Below are 17,829 nucleotides of genomic sequence, written 5' to 3'. Positions count from 1 at the left end.
ACGGCCGCTTAGTGGTCAATCGATTAGATTGCTGTTTTTGCAAGCTTGGTTTCAATACGGTTAATCAATTTCACCACATTGGAATGCGAGGCCAACACCATGTAAATAAATTGCAGGTAACCTTTGCTGTGCAAACTCGCGACGGCATTACCATCCAGCGCTGCCAACTTGTCTTCATTGATCGTGTAAAAACCAGCGAGATTATTGCGATCGCCATTTTTCAGGGTAATTTCCAGTGTGACGACTTCCAGTAACTCATATTGCAGCAATTCGTTAACAAAACGTTCATTTAACTCGGTGCCGTATTGGATATATTCCAGTAGCTCAACGACAGCTTCAAGATAAGGCGAATAGCCACCGTGAGGAAGGAATACCGGATCCCCCTCAGTCTCGCTAAGACGCGGGCTATCCATATCCACATATACCATGCGACTCTGGCCATCTTCACCTGGCTTTGGCGGTTGTATGCCGATCAAAAATGGCCTTCTTTTTACTGATGCAGGAATGTAATTAGCGTCCCAGCCGCTATCAGACAAAAACAGGTTTTCGTTTTGACGCAAGCCAACCAAAGCAACAGGAATGAACCTTCCGTTTTCCGCATTTTTTTGGAAGAAAATCGGATACTCATTTTGAATAGCGCGAAACTCTTGAGGAAATGTCACCGTTGACATTTCATTGTCACCGTAACGGGATGAATGCTCACGAACTACACGCAGGTTTTTGTGCGCGACGTTATTGAGTAAAGCGAAATTTGGCATGGTATCTCCAATGTTTTTATTGTCAGCGAAGGCTTAAATTTTTTGCAGCCCGTGTTTCTTTATCTTCTCGATCAATTCACGATGCGGTTGCAGGTTCTTTTTCAATTGCTGGATGAGTTGGGCATTCTCCATAAATAACGTCTCTGCCTTTCTCAGCTTTTTATCACTCGCTCGCTTATCCATATGGAATTCAGGAACGGCCGTGTTACCCCTCATTCCGTAATAAATATATTGATAACTGGCCGAGGGGAACATTTCTTCCCGAAAAATTTCATCGTACAGCCATGGAGATTGGACTTTCCACAATTCCTGCAATTCACGTAGGCTATCGGGAATACTGCTGATGAGGCAGTTATCGCGCCAATACTCGGTATCGGTACGCTGGGTCATTACATAATGCAACTTTAAAAAATCGATTATGCGTTGCCAATGGTGGGTCAATGTCCGGTTGAAACGCTTTGCGAGTATATCCATGGTTGTGCGATTAGCAGGAAATTGTTCGCCAATCATTTTTGCTGAAAGCTCAATCAATACCAGCGCCGTAGCTTCCAGGGGCTCAATAAAGCCGGCAGACAAACCAATCGCTACACAGTTTTTATGCCAAAAAGTGTCGCGGTGACCAGGGTTAAAAACAATTTTTCTAACCGCCAGCGATTCCGCCATTTTCTCACCCACAGCAGATGCTATGTAATTGCGCAATTCCCGCTCGGCCAGCTCATCTGTAGTATAGGCACTGGAAAAAACATGACCAACACCGCGTCGCGATTGCAAACCAATATCCCAAATCCAACCGGCAGTTTGCGCGGTAGAGAGCGTGTAGGGACGAATCGCATCCGCGTCTTCAGCATAGGGAATCTGGACCGCCAAAGCCGAGTCATTAAATAGGATATGCTTTTGTGAAACAAAAGGAATTGCGTAGTGTTTTCCCAGCAACAGCGATGTTAAACCGCTGCAATCGATAAACAAATCGCCTTCAATATCACCCCGACTATCGGTAGTAACGGATTTGATATCGCCGTTATCCTGAGTATTGATATTAGTAACATTAGCACTGATGTAATTCACACCTAATTTTTCAACGCAATGTTTATGCAGAAAGGGCGAGAACTTTCCCGCATCCAGGTGATAGCCGTAATTCAATACGGCGCTGTATTCAGGAGTAGAAATCTGTTTGGGTGCAAGCCCAAGATCACAAATAGCAGCCTGCGCACAAACCGCATTGGCAAAATTTATTTTGTCTTTAAAAGGTAGCCAGTAGAGAGCCAAATTGATGTCGTGATATTTGGTTGGTGGCATAAAAGGATGATAGTAATCATCGTCGGCTGACAGACTCGTCCAGCGAGAAAATTTGGAGCCTTGCTTAAAACTGGCATCGCATTCACGAAAAAACGCTGACTCGGAAATACCGATGGTTTCCAGGGTCGTGCGCATGGTGGGCCAGGTTCCTTCACCCACGCCAATGGGATTTATATCGGGTGACTCTATAAGACTTATCTGGATATGAGCAGGACATGATGCAGCAATAATACCTGCAGCTAACCAGCCTGCAGAACCGCCACCAACAATGACAACGCGGGTTACTTCATTAGTCATATACGCGACCTACACACACTTTATAATAATTTTAATAGTAAAAACTTTATATAAACATAACAGCAACGGGTAAAAAAAGCCGCTGTTACCAGCGGCTTTTTTCGGTTGTAACACAACACCTAATAATATTAGAAGTTGTAACGAACACCCAGGTTATAACGAGCACCGGTTTCAATGTAGTTAAACGTCATACCCTTATTCCGACCATATGTACGCGTGGTTTCGTCGGTAATGTTCAGACCTTCAAGTGACAACGTCAGGTTATCAGTGAGGTCGTAACTTACGCTCGCATCCAACTGACCATAGGCTTCGGTATAACGAGGGTTCCCACCACCACCGGACAGGAAGTCGTCACGCCAGTTGTAGGCAATACGCACCTGCAACCCATCTTTATCATAGAAACCGATAAAGTTGGCAGAATCGCTCAAACCGAGGATTGCAAACTGGGAAGCCTTGGACACGTTGTCATACTCGGTATCGGAATCCACTTTGGTGGCGTTAGCCTGGAAACCGAAACCCGATTCGCCAAAGGTATGCTGGAGAGTGATTTCAATACCATCAATCGATACATCTTCATTGTTGATCGGACGAGTAACTTCAAATGGCAGAATTGGATCTTCAGGCAAAGCAAATACATGATTAGTAGTAGCATCTACACTGGCAGGATAGTTGGCAACAATGTATTGGTTGATTGCCCCCAAGTCATTACCCACAGCAGCAACGGCAGCCTGCCATCTTGGACCGTTAACAGGGGTATGGAAACCACTGTCCGTGATGGTAACTGGCGCACTACTTCCAACGAAATCAACTACGTCTTTCTTGAAAAAGCCGATAGACACATAGCTGGAATCAGCGTAGTACCATTCTGCCGATATATCGTAGTTGGTTGACTCCATTGGATTCAGATCGGGATCACCGGCCGATGCAGAACCCATGCTGACACGCGGTGCTGTACCCCAAACAAAACCACCTTTGAGGTCATTGTAGTTTGGACGAGCAATTGTTTTGCTGAAAGAGGCACGGGCTTTGACGTCATCGGTCAGCGCGATATCAAAATCAACATTCGGCAAGGTTTTTGAGTAACTACCTGTGGTTGTGCCGTACTCAAAATCACCGGTGGACAACAAGGAGTATTCATTACCGCTGTTCCAACGGATATAAGGTGTGTAGGCAGACAAGTTGGCGGTTGACTCGACATCCGTCGTTTCATAGCGAACACCTACACCCAAGTTAGCTGGCAAACCGGCAATTTCTGGCTTGAAACCGAACTGCAGGTAGGCGAAATCAGAGGTTTCTACGGTTCTTTGCTCGTCGAAGCCGTCATTTGCTAATTTTGGATCCCTAACAGTGCAATAAGCTCTTGGGCAAACACCGGTATCTGAACCATAAAGTTGTGCACCTATAGCAAGAAGTTCGTTCCAGTTGCCGCGAACAAAGGTATTTTGGAAGTTCGGGTTTCTAACAGCGCCGTTATCGAAGTAGTTGGACAATTTATCGACAATCCAGTAAGACTGTGGAATATCGCCAACACCATTTTCACCCTGAACACCACTCCAACTACCCTGGTTTTGCGCTTGGTAACCAAGGAAGAAGTAGTCGTTGGTGATTTCATTGGTGCCTAAACCGGCTTTAACATGATCGATAAAACTGTCATCAAAGGTATAGGTACCTTTTAATTGATATTCATCAACCGAGGACTCCTGCTCTTGAACGCGGAATATGTTATTGGTCAATTGCTGGATAGCGACATCCGGCGTCGCTGAAGTTCGGCCGTCTTCGTAACCAACATGCAGGATCGGGAACTTGCTGGAGAAATCCATCGTCGCTCTGTAGTTATCGATAGTACCAATGTTAAATTGGTTATTACCGCCCCACTTACCGTCCGGACCAGAGAAAGACTCTGAGTTGTGCGCATCAAATTCCAGCGCCAGGTTATCAGTCGCATCCCACTTAACATTCAAACCTGCCGATTTAAGGTCAGATTTGGTCTTGTTGTGCTTGAGAATGCCGTTTATTTCATGCCAGCCCGTGTTTTCCGTGTAGGAAAGTGGATACGCAGGGTTGGTATCACTCCATTCAATATCAATACCGCTGGTACGGGTAAACCACATACCAGTACCAAATTGGTTGGCTTCGGTTTCTTGCTGTACGTAAAGGTAATCCGCAGTAACTGTCAGTTGCTCTACCGGTTGGTATTGGAAAGTAAGCTGACCGTTCAAACGCTTGCGGTTTACTTCATTAACGGTGTACATCACCTCCGAAGGAATCCCGTAGGTTCTGCCATCGCCAGGCTGATTTTCCTCTGGAATATTGGCCCAGTCACCGCCATCTGTGGCATGAACAAACCAATCGCTGACGCCGGCGTTGCGGTCACCGCTGTTACGCTCTTGATAGCTACCAGTCAGCGCAATACCAATAGTGTCGTCAGCAAAGGTATTGCTAAACAAGCCGGATACTTCCGGAGTCACGTCATTCTTCAGTGCTGAAGAATCGTCATACACCGCCTTACCGCCAAGGACAGCTTTCAGGCCCGGGCTGTTGAGAGGGCGCGGGGTAGTGATATTGATCAAGGCACCCATACCACCGGATTGCACATCAGCACGGCCGCTTTTGTACACTTCTACACCTGAAATACCTTCAGAAGCCAAGTTGGCGAAGTCAAAGGAACGGCTGGTGCCAAATGATGATGCAGGCATCTGGCGGCTATTCAGGGTTACCAGGTTGTAATCACCTGCGAGACCACGAACAGTTACCTTACTACCTTCACCGTTTACACGGTCAATCGATACACCGGGAATACGTTGCAGGGATTCTGCGAGGTTGGTATCAGGCATCTTACCGATGTCTTCAGCCGAAATGGCATCAACTACACCAGTTGCATCACGCTTGATATCCATTGCGCGCTGCAAGCTGCCTTTAATACCGGTAACAACTACTTCTTCAACACTATCATCTTGCGCTAAAGCTACACCGCTTAAGCCGGTCAGCACATAGGTTGCTATAGCGGTAGCAATGATCTTCTTCTTAAAGTTGATTGGGTTTTGCATGAACTTATCCTCGAACCGTTATTGTTATCGTAACTCGCCGTTGCGGGACTGCTCTCCTTTGGGATTGCCGTATCCCTTAGCCAGTTACCATACTGGTCTTGCTTTGTTGGTAAATTAAAAGCAGTTAGCCCACTTCTAATTCAAGCCTATATTTGCAAGTTCGAGCCGGACTAGCGTCCTAATAAGGGATTTCTGTTCAACATGGGAAGTTCATGTTAATAAAATTTATCTGTATTCATCCTTATCTCTAAAAAACCAATAAATATCAAACACTTAAAAAATAAAATAATTTTATATTGGCGCGATAACTCCACTTTTTTGTTATGCAGTTCCATTTATAAATAGGGTTCGAGAAAAGAAATTCTACTTGTACGCACAAATTTCAGACAATAAAAACCCGGCTTAACCGGGTTTTGGTAAATCTATAGCCTCTTAAAATATAGTCATAATTACTCTAACAAACTGCGCAGCATCCACGCTGTTTTTTCATGTAACTGAATGCGCTGGGTCAATAAGTCAGCAGTTGCTTCATCAGCACAAGCTTCCGCCGCAGGATAAAGTGAACGCGCTGTGCGTACAACAGCCTCTTGTCCCTCTACCAATAGCCGAATCATATCCTGGGCTTTGGGAATACCTTCTTCCTCTTTAATGCTACTCAATGCTGCATATTGTTTGTAAGTACCCGGAGCCGGGAAGCCGAGTGAGCGAATACGCTCGGCAATCACATCCACCGCCAAAGCCAGCTCGGTGTATTGGGTTTCAAACATCAGGTGCAATGTCTGGAACATCGGTCCGGTCACATTCCAATGGAAGTTATGGGTTTTAAGGTAGAGGGTGTAGGTATCAGCCAATAAGCTGGATAAGCCTTGGGCTATCTCTTCACGGTGCGGTTGGGAAATTCCGATATCGATGTTCATGGTGACTCCTTATAAACACATTGATTTAAATAAACTATAGATAGAGACATACCTTGGCGCTATTTGCTTTTGTCTATGATGGGAATAGAAAAGAATAGTTCAAGTGCCACTATAACCCAGCAGTACCCAATCGCGGCCACGGGCACGATATATCTGGTAGGTATATGCAATGTCATCCGGGCAATGCAGGGGATTCTGGTCAAAGCCCAACGCCGTATAAAAATTGGCCAGATGCGGAAGCGCAAAACAGTAGCAACCGTATGGAGCGAGATTAGGCAAGAAATTTCGCATTAACGTTGTAGCCACTCCCTTCCCTCGCCAAGCGCCTGCGACCAGCAAGTTACGCAGCCAATAATGTCCTGAACTTTGCGGAACCAATCGGGCCGCCGCAACAAAGGCTCCTTCCCTGTCCGAAAAAGCATAAACACGCTCACCAGCACCACACTTTACTTTGTAACCATGGGAGCGATAAAACCGATCAACCAGGGCCAAACGCACCGGTCCGATCAATTGAAATTGGAGGAACTCTACACTTGCGGTTTGATGGTTAATGGGCGGCAAATCAGAAACAGGCATCAGGATTTATCTTTATCGTTACCAGAGTCATCCATATTATCTAGCGGGAACAGGTTATCCGCCATCAAATCATCGGCCATATTCATCTCTGAACTCGTTGAATCTCCCATAGGGATGTGCGCCGTAGCATCATCCGACACATCAATAGTGGTCTTTTTTTCCGGTTCCTTTTGCAAGTCGCCAGGCTTGGTTACCAGGGTTTTTTCAATCTCTGCCATTTCATCTTTATTATCTTTACCGGCAATCAGGCGATAGGCAACATAACCCAGGATCAGAACCAATAAATTTCCGACACCGATGCTGATATAAACTAATAGATCATTTGACTCTTCAGCTTCCCGCTCAGGCTCCTCCGATACTGCCGGTTCAGCAGCTACCGATGAAGATACCGTCGCTTCACTGTTAGATTGTTCAACCGCTACCACTGCCGCTTCATTCGGGAAGAAAAACTGATCAGCATTAATAGCCTCAGATAGCGGACTGCCGTCAATTTGTTTCCCCTCAACTTGCAGAGTGACATCGTAGCGCGCAGGTTGCACGGGCGCGAACGAAAACTCCCAATGATCCTTACCGATCGCATTCAATTGCTGATCCAGATTATTGCCTTTGGAGTTCTTGATCAGCGCGGTCACCTTGGTATTAGCTACATCAACCACTTCTACATCGGCGGCTAATGAATAAACGTAGGTTTTTTTACCTTCGGCTTCATCCACGTGCTTTTCCAGCTTAAAGGCTGAATCGGTAATATTGATGCGGTGGATAAATTCACGTTTGAAGGTTTTGCCATCAATAACGATTCGAAGATCGTATTCGCCCTGCTTGGCAAAACCAGGCAGACTGCGATGAAAAATTCCGTCGGCAGGGATTGGATTGGTCAAATCCATCTCAGTGACTTCGGGTGAATCAGCTTGGGAGATAACCGCCTTACCGGTCAACACACCGAGAAAATCTCTATTAGTAATCGTCTGGTTATTTTCCAAAAAAGAATAGGTCAAATCCAGAGGTTGGGTAGATTTGATGTTGCTCTTAAGTGGCTGCACCGCCAATTGCAAATTACTAACCACCGTAACCCGACTGCCAGGTGCCATCTCGGTTTTTATTTTCCACTGCCCGGCTTGCGGTTGCTGCACGGTGATCAAGTCGTATTTTTCAGTGCGATACCAATTCACATTATTGTTGGGGTCGGTGTTGCTGTACTCCTTACCGTCAGGCGCGATGATAATCGTAGCTGGAATCTCCGCCCGGCGGAAAATCAACGCGGTAAACTCTTGAATACTCCTATCGACAAGAAAACCATTTTCATCCAGAGGGACACGCTCGGTGGGTACAGCTTGATCGAATATGCGCAAAAAAGTGCTCATTAATTCGTCGGCAGTATCGGCAACCTCAAAAATACCATCGGTCGCAATTGAGAGTTTTTTCATCAACTCCTGATCTGCGTCGGCTGAAAGCGCAATAGTGTGGATGCGATAGTCAGACTCTTTTAAACGCGGCAACAATTCCGTCAGTACACGTTTACGCTCGTTTAGATTCACTACAGCTTCTTTACTGATATCCACTACACCATCAGTCAGTAAAATAATATTGCGCCGATAATCTTTTGCCGGTGTTGCATAATCTTCCGTCGCCTTCTCCAGTGCAGCGCCGATATTGGTAAACATGGCAATCGAGTTAATGGTGGTGGCTTTTTGCGCACCTTCTTCACGCCACTGCTTATCAACGACGCGATGAGGAACCAGCATATTGACCGATTGACCAAAGGTCCACAGACCGGCTTTGCTGTTATCTGGCAATAGCCGGACAATTAAATCGACAGCAGGTTTACGCAAATTTTCGGGATCGGTTTTTTTCATGCTGCCGGATATATCAATAATCACCCGAACATCAGCAGGAAGGGGTTTGGCAAGCTCGCCAGCCATGGTCGCAACAGCGATGAGCAACAAACAAGACAGTAAAAAATGAGTAAGGTGTCGCATGAGAATTCCCGTAAAAAGTCGTTGCCGTTCAGGAGCACCTGAAACGCCCGACTTTTTTAGCCGATATCGCCATTAGTTATAGCAGCTAGTGGCCAATTCGCCATTTTTGATAGATGGGGAAGTTGTAAAAAATTTCTGTTTCTAAAAAACGAAAAGCCAGCACTCAAACTGGGCTGGCTTTTCGGAATGCAGACAGATAACTGAACAGAAAGATTAACGAATAGCGCGAATCGGTTCATCGTGAAGCAACTCATGGCGAGCGAGACGCTCTTCCCGGCTCAAGCCGGTATTGGATGAGCGACGGGACTTGTGGGAATAATCATAGTCATCTTCATCGTCCTGATAGTTAGGCGAATTACCGCGGTAATCTTCGTAAGTAACTTCATCATCCGCATGCGCGCGGCCACGGGTTAGCAACTGGTAGATTAACGACAAAATCAACATACCGATCCAGATTCCCAACATTAATTTCAGTACCGGTTTGATCGCCACAAAACCACCTTCCATGTAACCAAAAAACACAGTGTAGAGTGCGGGGGCCATGGTCATGGATTCGGCATCAACCGCATAGGGAGTAAATAAAATCACCAGCACTGTTATTACAAAAAAATGCGCCCAGGCGCGACCCGCGCGACGAAACAACAACCAGACCGCCAGGCTGCATCCAGTTGCGCCAATCAAGTACATCATCCAGGCGTATTGATAGTCAGTCATATTTTCCACAATAGGTCTCCTCTCGAATCACCCGGTTAATTAACCCAACGAACAATATGATCTTCCAAATCATATGGATCAACCGTATTTTCATGCACCACCCTGCCAGCGACAGAAACTCCCGCCTGATGTACCGAATCGGGATCGCCCGAGATCAGCGGATGCCAATCGAACAACGGAATTCCTTCCGCCATTAATCGATAAGCGCAGGTTTCCGGAAGCCAGTAAGTCTCTTTTACCGTTGCCGGTGTCAGCACTGCGCAAGCTTCTACCAGGCGCTGGCGATCAGTGTATGCCTGGCAACGGCAAGTGTCATGGTCCAGATAACGGCAGGCGACGTTGGTGTAGTACACATCACCATCATCTTCATCTTCCAATTTATGCAGGCAGCACTTGCCGCAGCCATCGCAGAGGGATTCAAACTCCTCCGGCGACATTTGCTCAAGTGTTTTAGCCAGCCAAAAAACCTGTTGTGCCATGTCATGCCCGACTTAAAAAATACTGATTAGTGCCCAGACAATTTTGAATTGAGTACACGCAACCGCTCAGCTTCAGGATCGCGATCACCGCGTGGTGGCAGTTGCAGGTAGAAACCTTTCTCCTCCAAACTCTCTGCTACTTTTTCCACGCTGGCATTTGCCAGCTTTTTCCCTGGCGTTAGCAATATCACCATTGCCTGCTGCGGTTTGCCGAACAGCGTTAACAAGTCTTCCGGCACCTTGCTCAAGCCTTCTTCTTTTTTAACGTATAGATACATGCCCTCTTCTTTCGCGCTGCGATAAATTTCACAAATAATTTTCATATGCACTTCGTATTAAATGGTTTCAGTATTGTTAGATTGCGCTTGGGCCACTTGCAATAATCCTTCACCAATTAACGCAAAGCGCCATCCCAATAAACGCGCTGGCAATTGATATTTACCGCCGTTCATGCCTGAACGCACTAACAGTTCGTAATCTTTTTTTCGAATCAATACTTCAGGGGGCAACTGCGCTTGCTCGGCATATTCACGCACATAATTTTTCAGGGCTTTCATCAAGGGTCCTTCACTCTGCGCAAGCGGTGCATCGAGACGCGCTGGCCAATCGGCTTCATCCAACGCCAGAGCCTCTGTAACAATCTGCAACAGTGTGTCGGCATCTTGTTTGAGCGTGCGCGATGGAATATCCGGTACCTTGGACAAATGTGCCAGATCCTGGATTTTTTTGCGTGCAATCTCCCACAGCGAAGGCTCTTTAATTAAGCGATTGCGCGGCAGGTCGCGTGCGCGCGCTTCACGCTCACGCCAGATACAAAGCTGTTTTAAGACGGCCAGCTCTTGCGGACGCAATTTCCAGGCAAAACCCACTTTTTGATAAGCATCATTGTAATTATCTGCTTTGCGCGCATTCGTGACTACATCAGCGCAATCACTTTTCACCCACTCCAAACGTTCGCTGGTTTTCAGTAGCTGCAATAATTTGCCGTACACCACCAACATATGCGCAACGTCCAGGGCGGCATATTTTAATTGCGCAACACTCAATGGGCGCTGCAGCCAATCCGATCGTGTTTCATCTTTGGGAATTTCAATTCCCAACAAATTTTTAACCAGTGTTGAATAGCCCAGGCTAAAACCCAAACCGGCAAACGCGGCAGCAATTTGTGTATCAAACAATGGCGCTGGCACAACATCTAACCAACGTTGGAACACTTCCAAATCTTCCGAACAGGAATGCAACACTTTGGTTACAGCAGTATCGAGCATTAATTCGCGTAACGGTGCCAGATTTTTGATTGCCAGCGGATCAATTAAATAACAGCCTTTACCGTCGCCGATCTGCAGTAAACCCGCAATCGGATAAAACGTATCGCTGCGCATAAACTCGGTATCGACTGCAATAGCGGCCTGATTACGCCAGCCGGCACAGAGTTCGGTTAATTGATCGTCTTGATCAATCCAGATTGGTTCACTTGGAATCAGCATTGAAATTACAAACTTCTACGGGAGGAAAACGCGTGAGCGAGAGTACCGCCGTCGATAAATTCCAACTCGCCACCGAGCGGAACACCATGGGCAATACGTGAGACGGTAACATCCAAATGTTTAGCGCGCTCACTGATGTAATACGCCGTTGCTTCACCTTCTACGGTGGGATTGGTTGCCAGAATCACTTCAGTAACAGGTTCTTGCTGCAACAACTGAATTAACTGGTCAACACCGATATCTTCCGGGCCAATACCATCAATCGGTGATAAATGTCCCAGTAAAACAAAATATTTTCCCTGATAGGTTCCCGCCTGTTCAATCGCCAAAACATCACCGGGCGTTTCAACTACGCAGAGCAAACTGTTATCACGACGGGTGTTGACACAAATACCGCAGTGCGCTTGTTCGGTGAGTGTGCGGCAACGCTGGCAACGACCAACACCCTCCACGGCCTTGTGTAAACTCTGCGCTAGACGCTCGGCACCAGCACGATCGCGCTCCAACAAATGCAGCGCCATCCGCTGGGCGGATTTGGGGCCAACGCCGGGTAAACAGCGCAGTGAAGCCATAAGCTCATCAATTAACGGGCTGAACATTCAGTTTCCAATTTTGTAGGGGCGCCGCTTGCTGCGCCCTGGTGTTTATTGCGAAATTTTGAGCGCAGCAAGCGGCGCCCCTAAAAATCAAAAGGCGTAGCGCCTGATATTTTTTTGGGATCCAGCAAGCAGTCACCCAACGATCAGAATGGCATTTTAAAATCAGGTGGAATTCCCATACCGGCAGTCATTTTTGCCATCTGGTCACGATTTTGCGTTTCGATTTTACGCACGGCATCATTCACTGCTGCCGCCAGCAAATCTTCCAACATTTCTTTGTCTTCACTCATCAAACTTTGATCAATAGAAACACGTTTTACATCGTGACGACCAGTCATCACCACGCTGATCAAACCGGCACCGGCCGAGCCGGTCACTTCTGCTTTGGCAAGATCTTCCTGCAATTTTTGCATGTTGGCCTGCATTTGCTGGGCCTGTTTCATCAAGTCGCCAATACCTTTCATAGCGTCCTCTTTAATTAGTCAGTGAAAAGTTAAATCGGTTGAATCGTTTCTTCGCGCAACGTCGCACCAAATTGTGCGATTAACTGCTGCACGATGGGGTCATTTTTAATTGCATTGATCGCATCTTGCTGCCGTTCTTCACGCAACCGGATTGCCATTTGTGCAGGTGTTTCCGCCGTAGTTTCACCCATCCTGATGTGGACATTTACTTGCTCGACAAAATAATCGCTCAACAATCCGGCGAGCCGCTTCTCATGGCTGGTGTCGAATAAAGTGCTGTTGGCTTTATCCAATACAAAATGAAATTCATTGCCTTGGCGGCCAATCAGCTGGCAATTCGCCACTGTGCTTTGCAATATTCCGCTAACGCCCAAGCCCAAATAAATTTCTGTCCAGTCAGCGGGACCTGCTTGTTCATAAGGTACTTTGCGCAGAGCTTTTGGCAACGGCGTTGCCATAGGCTCAACAACTGTTTTCTCCGGAGCAGAAGCTGTGCTGCTGACCGGTGCTGTGGAAGTCGCCGCCATTTCCATTGCAGGCGGCTGCGCCGCCTCAGGCTTTTTTGGTTTATTTACCTCGGCAACTGGCGCTTCGAAATAAGCAGGAGCGGGTTCGTATTCATCTTCTGCTGGCGGCGCATAATCATCGTCAAGCCCACCGCTGTAACTTTCATACGGCGGTGGCTCAGGGGTAGCTTGCACTTGTTGTACTTGAGGCTGAGGCTGAACAGGTGCAGTTGCAACGGGTGGTGGATTATTGGCGACAGGTGTTGCTGCTGGTGGATTAGCCGGTACCGGTGCGACTGGCTGTGCCTGAGTGGGCACAGCAGTTTGAGCAACAGCTTGGTCAACGGCGCGCTCAACAACAGGTGTCGCCGCTGCCGGTTTTACCGGCGCAGCAGATTGCGGTAATGCTTGTGTTGGGACTTCAATAACGCCCTGCGGCTTGAACGCCAACATGCGCAACAACACCATTTCAAAACCGGCACGCGGATCGGGTGCAAGCGGCAAATCGCGGCGACCTAATAAAGCAGTTTGATAAAACAGCTGTACATCTTCCGACGGCAATTGTTGGGCGAGTTGCATAATCCGCTCGCGATCACCGTGGCTGTTATCCACCGCTTCCGGCAATGCCTGGGCAATCGCAATGCGATGCAACACCGCCAACATTTCAGCGAGTGCACTGGCATAATCCGGCGCTTGCTCGGACATCTGCTCTACCGCTGCCAATACCGCCCTTCCATCCAGTGAAACCAAGGCGGTGACGATATCGTAAACCGCTGTCTGGTCAATCGTGCCGAGCATGGTGCTAACTTCGGCCTCGGTAATCTTGCCCGAACCATAGGCAATGGCCTGGTCAGTCAAGCTCATCGCATCGCGCATACTGCCATCGGCTGCGCGCCCCAAATGCCAGAGCGCCGCTTCTTCAAACGGCACCAACTCCTCGTTCAACACAAACTTCAAATGCTGGACGATGCGCTCGGGATTCATATTTTTGAGATTGAACTGCAAGCAGCGCGACAAAATCGTCATCGGCAGTTTTTGCGGATCAGTAGTCGCCAGCAAAAACTTCACATGTGGTGGTGGCTCCTCCAGGGTTTTTAGCAAGGCATTGAAACTGCTGTTGGAGAGCATGTGCACTTCGTCGATCAGGTAGACCTTGTAGCGGCCCCGAGTGGGCGCGTACTGGACGTTTTCCAGCAGCTCGCGGGTATCTTCTACTTTGGTGCGCGAGGCAGCATCTACTTCGATCAAATCAACAAAACGGCCTTCGGCAATTTCGCGGCAACTGGCACATTGGCCGCAAGGTTCGGAGCTGACGCCGGTTTCGCAGTTCAGGCATTTGGCCAGAATACGGGCGATGGTGGTTTTACCCACGCCGCGGGTGCCGGTAAAAAGATAAGCATGATGCAAACGATTGTGGTCCAGCGCGTTGATCAATGCCTGCAGGACATGCTCCTGCCCGACCATTTCGCGAAACACACGCGGACGCCACTTGCGTGCCAGGACTTGATAGCTCATGCCGATTGCTGCTCTCTATTCAAAGAATGGGGCTGTTTGCAAAAAACAGGGCGCGATTATAGCGACCAATACCGGAAATAGACACCAACCCGAATAGCGTAAACGGGAATGAATAGAAGCAAAAACAGACAAGTTTGGTAAGGAAAGAGCGTGGAAGTAAAGCGAAAAGATTGGAGGCGACCTAACCAGCCACACCCCGGCACATAACTTACTGCTACCGTTGCTCCCTTCCGGGCCTGGCGGGGTTTACAGATCGTCATTGCGAGGGGACCGGCTAGATCACCATTACAGCTTGCTAATCTCATCAGCCCAAGTGGAAGCGGCCAGCGCAAGAGGCGCGCATTATCATCAGTTTGCACTGCCAATGCAAGGCACAATTTTTCTGGTCATGATTTAACCGGAAGAGAGCAATGTCTTGTTATTGAAAGATTTTATTAGCATGGCGCCCATTGCAATTCCTTTTTCCGCCACTATCAACTAGGCTTCAAACAGTATTTTTCTTCATGACAAAAACCACAACAACCCAATCCCATCGTTCAGGAGCATTTCTATGGCAACAGTGACCCTCAAAGGAAACCCTTTTAACACTAACGGCAACTTGCCAGCGTCGGGCAGCAAAGCTCCTGAATTCAAATTGGTAAAGACAGATTTATCAGAAGTTTCCTCAGCGGATCTGGTGGGCAAGCGTGTAGTACTGAATATTTTCCCCAGCGTTGATACCCCTACCTGCGCCCAGTCAGTCCGTACTTTCAACGCGCAAGCCAGCGCATTGAATAACACTGTTGTTGTGTGCGCATCACAAGATCTACCTTTTGCATTGGCTCGCTTCTGCGGCGCAGAAGGTTTGGACAAAGTGATCCCTGCCTCTGCATTTCGCTCCAGCTTCGCAGCAGACTACGGCGTAAAACTGGTAGATGGTCCGCTGACTGGTTTAACCGCACGCGCGGTGGTTGTGTTGGATGAAGAAGGTAAAGTGTTGCACACCGAATTGGTGAGCGAAGTTGCCCATGAGCCTAACTATGATGCAGCATTAAAAGCGCTGGCTTAATCGTCAACCGATTTAAAATTGATCCAGAAAACGCTAGCTCTTTGCTGGCGTTTTTATTTAACACGGATTAACTACCAACGCTTGTTGCCATACAAAAAGCGCTATCAATAAAGCACTTAATTACCAATCGCTCTGAAAAATTCGCTATTTTCCTTTGCTTCCGCCTGCCCCACTCTTTAGACGCTGCCTATACTCAACCGTAAGGTTTGGAAAGTGGCCAGCGTTAATACAATGGAGCCGATTCAGGATGTCACTGCAGGAACATACCAGAAGTAACCAACCCAATTACATCAAGGATCTGCTCGATGCAGTGCCCGCTGGAATTATTGTTACGCGCCACAACGGCCGTATTAATTATCTGAATGCGGAAGCGGAAGGTTTGTTTGGTTACTCACGCAATGAGCTCATCGGCCAAAGCATCGATTTGCTCCTGCCGGATCGCTTCAGTCATAACCACGCACAATTGCGCCAAAGCTATATTGACCAACCCTCCACACGCTACATGGGCGCCGGGCGCGACCTTTACGGCAAACGCAAAGACAACACCGAGTTCCCGTTAGAAATCGGTTTACGCTCGCTCGTTGCCGATGGCGAACAATTAATCGTGGCTACCATCGTCAATATTTCCCGTCGCAAACAATTGGAGGAACGCCTGGTAAAAATTATCGATGCCTCCCCCTACGGGCAATTATTGGTGGATGAGCGCGGAATCATCCAACTGATTAATCCCAGCTTGCTAAAACTGTTTGGTTACCACAAAGAAGAACTGCTCGGTAAATCGATGGATATTCTGCTGCCCGAGCGCTACCGCGAAGGCCACGAAAAATTACGCATTGGCTATTTACAAAAACCAAGCCTGCGTGCGATGGGTTTGGGCCGTGATTTAACCGGTCGCCACAAAAGCGGGACCGAAATTCCCATCGAAATTGGTTTAAGTCCGGTGGAAAGTGATACCGGCAATTTAACCCTCGCGGTAGTCACCGATATTTCCGAACGCAAACGGCTGGAATTGAATCTCAAACAAGCCAACGCCCACCTGGAAGAATTCACTTATGTTGCCTCGCACGATTTAAAATCGCCACTGCGTGGCATTAGCGATTTGGTGGAGTGGATTAACGAAGACTTGAACAATGTCGCGCCCGCACCAGTGATCAAAAATATTGAGCGCATCAAAGTGCGCATCGGGCGTATGGAGCGATTGATTGATGACTTATTACTCTACGCCCGCGCAGGCAAACGTGCGAAAGAATCCGCCGCTGTCGACGTGCGCGCACTTATTACCGATATTATCGAGATGCACCCTATCCCGCCCGGCTTTCAAATCCGGCAAGACATCAGCATTAATGAAATTAACGCGGCAAAAATTCCGCTTGAAACTGTATTGCGCAATTTATTCAACAACGCATTAAAACATCACAGTGGTTCCGACCCGACAATCACCATCAGTGCCGAAGCGAGCGGCAGTTATTGTTTATTCAAAGTAATCGACAACGGGCCCGGCATTCCTAAAGCGGCACAGGAACGGGTATTTCGCCTATTCCAAACCCTTGGCAACAACGAGACCAGTGGGAGCGGAATCGGTTTGGCATTAGCCAAACGGCTTACCGAAAGCCACGGCGGACAAATTGAACTGATCAGTAATAGTGATAACCGAGGCTGCAGCTTTCATGTGTGGTGGCCGCGATTTGCGAGGAAAGATATCGATGAATAACCCAGCCAAAGTCAATATTTTATTGGTCGATGACGACGACGTAGCCGCAGAATCCGTCGTGCGCAGCCTGCGCAAAAACACCATCGACTTCCCTATTACACTGGCGCGCGATGGAATCGAAGCACTGGAAATATTGCGCAGCTCACATACCGACCTGAGCATTCAAAAACCCTATCTCATTTTGTTGGATTTAAATATGCCGCGCATGGATGGTTTTGAGTTTTTACAGGAAATTCGCAGCGATAAAAACTTGCACGACTCAATTGTCTTTGTATTGACCACTTCGGATTTCGACTCCGACAAAACCCGCGCCTACAACGAAAATATCGCCGGTTACATGGTTAAATCGGCGGTCGGCCCACAATTCGCCAAGTTGGCCGCGCTACTCGACAATTATCGCACTACTGTGGCATTACCAATTTGATCAAGTGCATAAAAG

The 17,829-nt window shown here is 47.7% G+C and carries 16 protein-coding genes and 1 other RNA gene; 3 read left to right on the top strand and 14 right to left on the bottom strand.

Features of this window, described 5'->3' with window-relative positions:
* Window positions 1-23: 23 nt before the first annotated feature.
* From AC1RJL_RS05200 to ffs, 14 genes are all read right to left on the bottom strand, one after another.
* Window positions 24-758 (bottom strand): SapC family protein, encoded by a 735-nt coding sequence (locus tag AC1RJL_RS05200; RefSeq protein WP_492911678.1) that lies wholly within the window; start codon window positions 756-758, stop codon window positions 24-26.
* A gap of 33 nt (window positions 759-791) precedes the next feature.
* Entirely contained in the window at window positions 792-2,351 is a 1,560-nt protein-coding gene (locus AC1RJL_RS05195; RefSeq protein WP_492911677.1) for a tryptophan halogenase family protein, read from the bottom strand.
* Window positions 2,352-2,479: 128 nt separating this feature from the next.
* A complete protein-coding gene (locus AC1RJL_RS05190; RefSeq protein WP_492911676.1) occupies window positions 2,480-5,398 on the bottom strand; it encodes a TonB-dependent receptor in 2,919 nt (972 codons plus the stop codon).
* Between the two features lie 449 nt (window positions 5,399-5,847).
* Complete coding sequence (locus AC1RJL_RS05185; protein ID WP_492911675.1) at window positions 5,848-6,315, bottom strand: Dps family protein; 468 nt, start codon at window positions 6,313-6,315, stop codon at window positions 5,848-5,850.
* Window positions 6,316-6,414: 99 nt separating this feature from the next.
* Window positions 6,415-6,891 (bottom strand): GNAT family N-acetyltransferase, encoded by a 477-nt coding sequence (locus AC1RJL_RS05180; protein ID WP_492911674.1) that lies wholly within the window; start codon window positions 6,889-6,891, stop codon window positions 6,415-6,417.
* Window positions 6,891-8,867, bottom strand: a complete 1,977-nt coding sequence (locus tag AC1RJL_RS05175; RefSeq protein ID WP_492911673.1) for a vWA domain-containing protein — start codon at window positions 8,865-8,867, stop codon at window positions 6,891-6,893. Before AC1RJL_RS05175 ends, AC1RJL_RS05180 begins: the two co-directional genes overlap by 1 nt.
* 213 nt (window positions 8,868-9,080) lie before the next feature.
* A complete protein-coding gene (locus AC1RJL_RS05170) occupies window positions 9,081-9,581 on the bottom strand; it encodes a hypothetical protein (RefSeq protein WP_492911773.1) in 501 nt (166 codons plus the stop codon).
* Window positions 9,582-9,616: 35 nt separating this feature from the next.
* Window positions 9,617-10,060 (bottom strand): YcgN family cysteine cluster protein, encoded by a 444-nt coding sequence (locus AC1RJL_RS05165; RefSeq protein WP_492911672.1) that lies wholly within the window; start codon window positions 10,058-10,060, stop codon window positions 9,617-9,619.
* A 26-nt stretch (window positions 10,061-10,086) separates the two neighbouring features.
* Complete coding sequence (locus AC1RJL_RS05160) at window positions 10,087-10,383, bottom strand: YcgL domain-containing protein (RefSeq protein WP_492911671.1); 297 nt, start codon at window positions 10,381-10,383, stop codon at window positions 10,087-10,089.
* 12 nt (window positions 10,384-10,395) lie between these two features.
* Entirely contained in the window at window positions 10,396-11,547 is a 1,152-nt protein-coding gene (rnd, locus tag AC1RJL_RS05155) for a ribonuclease D (RefSeq protein ID WP_492911670.1), read from the bottom strand.
* A gap of 5 nt (window positions 11,548-11,552) precedes the next feature.
* Window positions 11,553-12,146, bottom strand: a complete 594-nt coding sequence (gene recR / locus AC1RJL_RS05150) for a recombination mediator RecR (RefSeq protein WP_492911669.1) — start codon at window positions 12,144-12,146, stop codon at window positions 11,553-11,555.
* Window positions 12,147-12,289: 143 nt separating this feature from the next.
* Window positions 12,290-12,610, bottom strand: coding sequence for a YbaB/EbfC family nucleoid-associated protein (locus tag AC1RJL_RS05145; RefSeq protein ID WP_492911668.1), 321 nt, complete (start codon window positions 12,608-12,610; stop codon window positions 12,290-12,292).
* 29 nt (window positions 12,611-12,639) lie between these two features.
* Window positions 12,640-14,631: a DNA polymerase III subunit gamma/tau gene (gene dnaX, locus AC1RJL_RS05140; RefSeq protein ID WP_492911667.1), complete on the bottom strand. Its 1,992-nt coding sequence runs from the start codon at window positions 14,629-14,631 to the stop codon at window positions 12,640-12,642.
* 180 nt (window positions 14,632-14,811) lie between these two features.
* Window positions 14,812-14,907, bottom strand: an RNA gene (ffs, locus tag AC1RJL_RS05135) — signal recognition particle sRNA small type.
* A 274-nt stretch (window positions 14,908-15,181) separates the two neighbouring features.
* Here ffs and tpx point away from each other — a divergent pair.
* The 3 genes from tpx (at window position 15,182) to AC1RJL_RS05120 (ending at window position 17,814) form a co-directional block, all read left to right on the top strand.
* Window positions 15,182-15,679 (top strand): thiol peroxidase, encoded by a 498-nt coding sequence (gene tpx, locus AC1RJL_RS05130; RefSeq protein ID WP_492911666.1) that lies wholly within the window; start codon window positions 15,182-15,184, stop codon window positions 15,677-15,679.
* A gap of 247 nt (window positions 15,680-15,926) precedes the next feature.
* Window positions 15,927-17,390, top strand: coding sequence for a sensor histidine kinase (locus tag AC1RJL_RS05125; RefSeq protein ID WP_492911665.1), 1,464 nt, complete (start codon window positions 15,927-15,929; stop codon window positions 17,388-17,390).
* Window positions 17,383-17,814, top strand: coding sequence for a response regulator (locus AC1RJL_RS05120; protein ID WP_492911664.1), 432 nt, complete (start codon window positions 17,383-17,385; stop codon window positions 17,812-17,814). Before AC1RJL_RS05125 ends, AC1RJL_RS05120 begins: the two co-directional genes overlap by 8 nt.
* Window positions 17,815-17,829 lie beyond the last annotated feature (15 nt).

The sequence above is a fragment of the Cellvibrio sp. GW822-FHT04B05 genome, assembly GCF_058800985.1.
Note: the sequence above shows the minus strand (reverse complement) of the source record. Positions and strands in the feature narration are given on the sequence as shown.

Coding starts and splice junctions, on each gene's coding strand:
- dnaX (WP_492911667.1), bottom strand. CDS start 14,631: ATGAGCTATCAAGTCCTGGCACGCAAGTGGCGTCCGCGTGTGTTTCGC.
- AC1RJL_RS05165 (WP_492911672.1), bottom strand. CDS start 10,060: ATGGCACAACAGGTTTTTTGGCTGGCTAAAACACTTGAGCAAATGTCG.
- AC1RJL_RS05185 (WP_492911675.1), bottom strand. CDS start 6,315: ATGAACATCGATATCGGAATTTCCCAACCGCACCGTGAAGAGATAGCC.
- AC1RJL_RS05195 (WP_492911677.1), bottom strand. CDS start 2,351: ATGACTAATGAAGTAACCCGCGTTGTCATTGTTGGTGGCGGTTCTGCA.
- AC1RJL_RS05170 (WP_492911773.1), bottom strand. CDS start 9,581: ATGACTGACTATCAATACGCCTGGATGATGTACTTGATTGGCGCAACT.
- AC1RJL_RS05145 (WP_492911668.1), bottom strand. CDS start 12,610: ATGAAAGGTATTGGCGACTTGATGAAACAGGCCCAGCAAATGCAGGCC.
- AC1RJL_RS05125 (WP_492911665.1), top strand. CDS start 15,927: ATGTCACTGCAGGAACATACCAGAAGTAACCAACCCAATTACATCAAG.
- AC1RJL_RS05180 (WP_492911674.1), bottom strand. CDS start 6,891: ATGCCTGTTTCTGATTTGCCGCCCATTAACCATCAAACCGCAAGTGTA.
- AC1RJL_RS05160 (WP_492911671.1), bottom strand. CDS start 10,383: ATGAAAATTATTTGTGAAATTTATCGCAGCGCGAAAGAAGAGGGCATG.
- AC1RJL_RS05175 (WP_492911673.1), bottom strand. CDS start 8,867: ATGCGACACCTTACTCATTTTTTACTGTCTTGTTTGTTGCTCATCGCT.
- tpx (WP_492911666.1), top strand. CDS start 15,182: ATGGCAACAGTGACCCTCAAAGGAAACCCTTTTAACACTAACGGCAAC.
- AC1RJL_RS05190 (WP_492911676.1), bottom strand. CDS start 5,398: ATGCAAAACCCAATCAACTTTAAGAAGAAGATCATTGCTACCGCTATA.
- rnd (WP_492911670.1), bottom strand. CDS start 11,547: ATGCTGATTCCAAGTGAACCAATCTGGATTGATCAAGACGATCAATTA.
- AC1RJL_RS05200 (WP_492911678.1), bottom strand. CDS start 758: ATGCCAAATTTCGCTTTACTCAATAACGTCGCGCACAAAAACCTGCGT.
- AC1RJL_RS05120 (WP_492911664.1), top strand. CDS start 17,383: ATGAATAACCCAGCCAAAGTCAATATTTTATTGGTCGATGACGACGAC.
- recR (WP_492911669.1), bottom strand. CDS start 12,146: ATGTTCAGCCCGTTAATTGATGAGCTTATGGCTTCACTGCGCTGTTTA.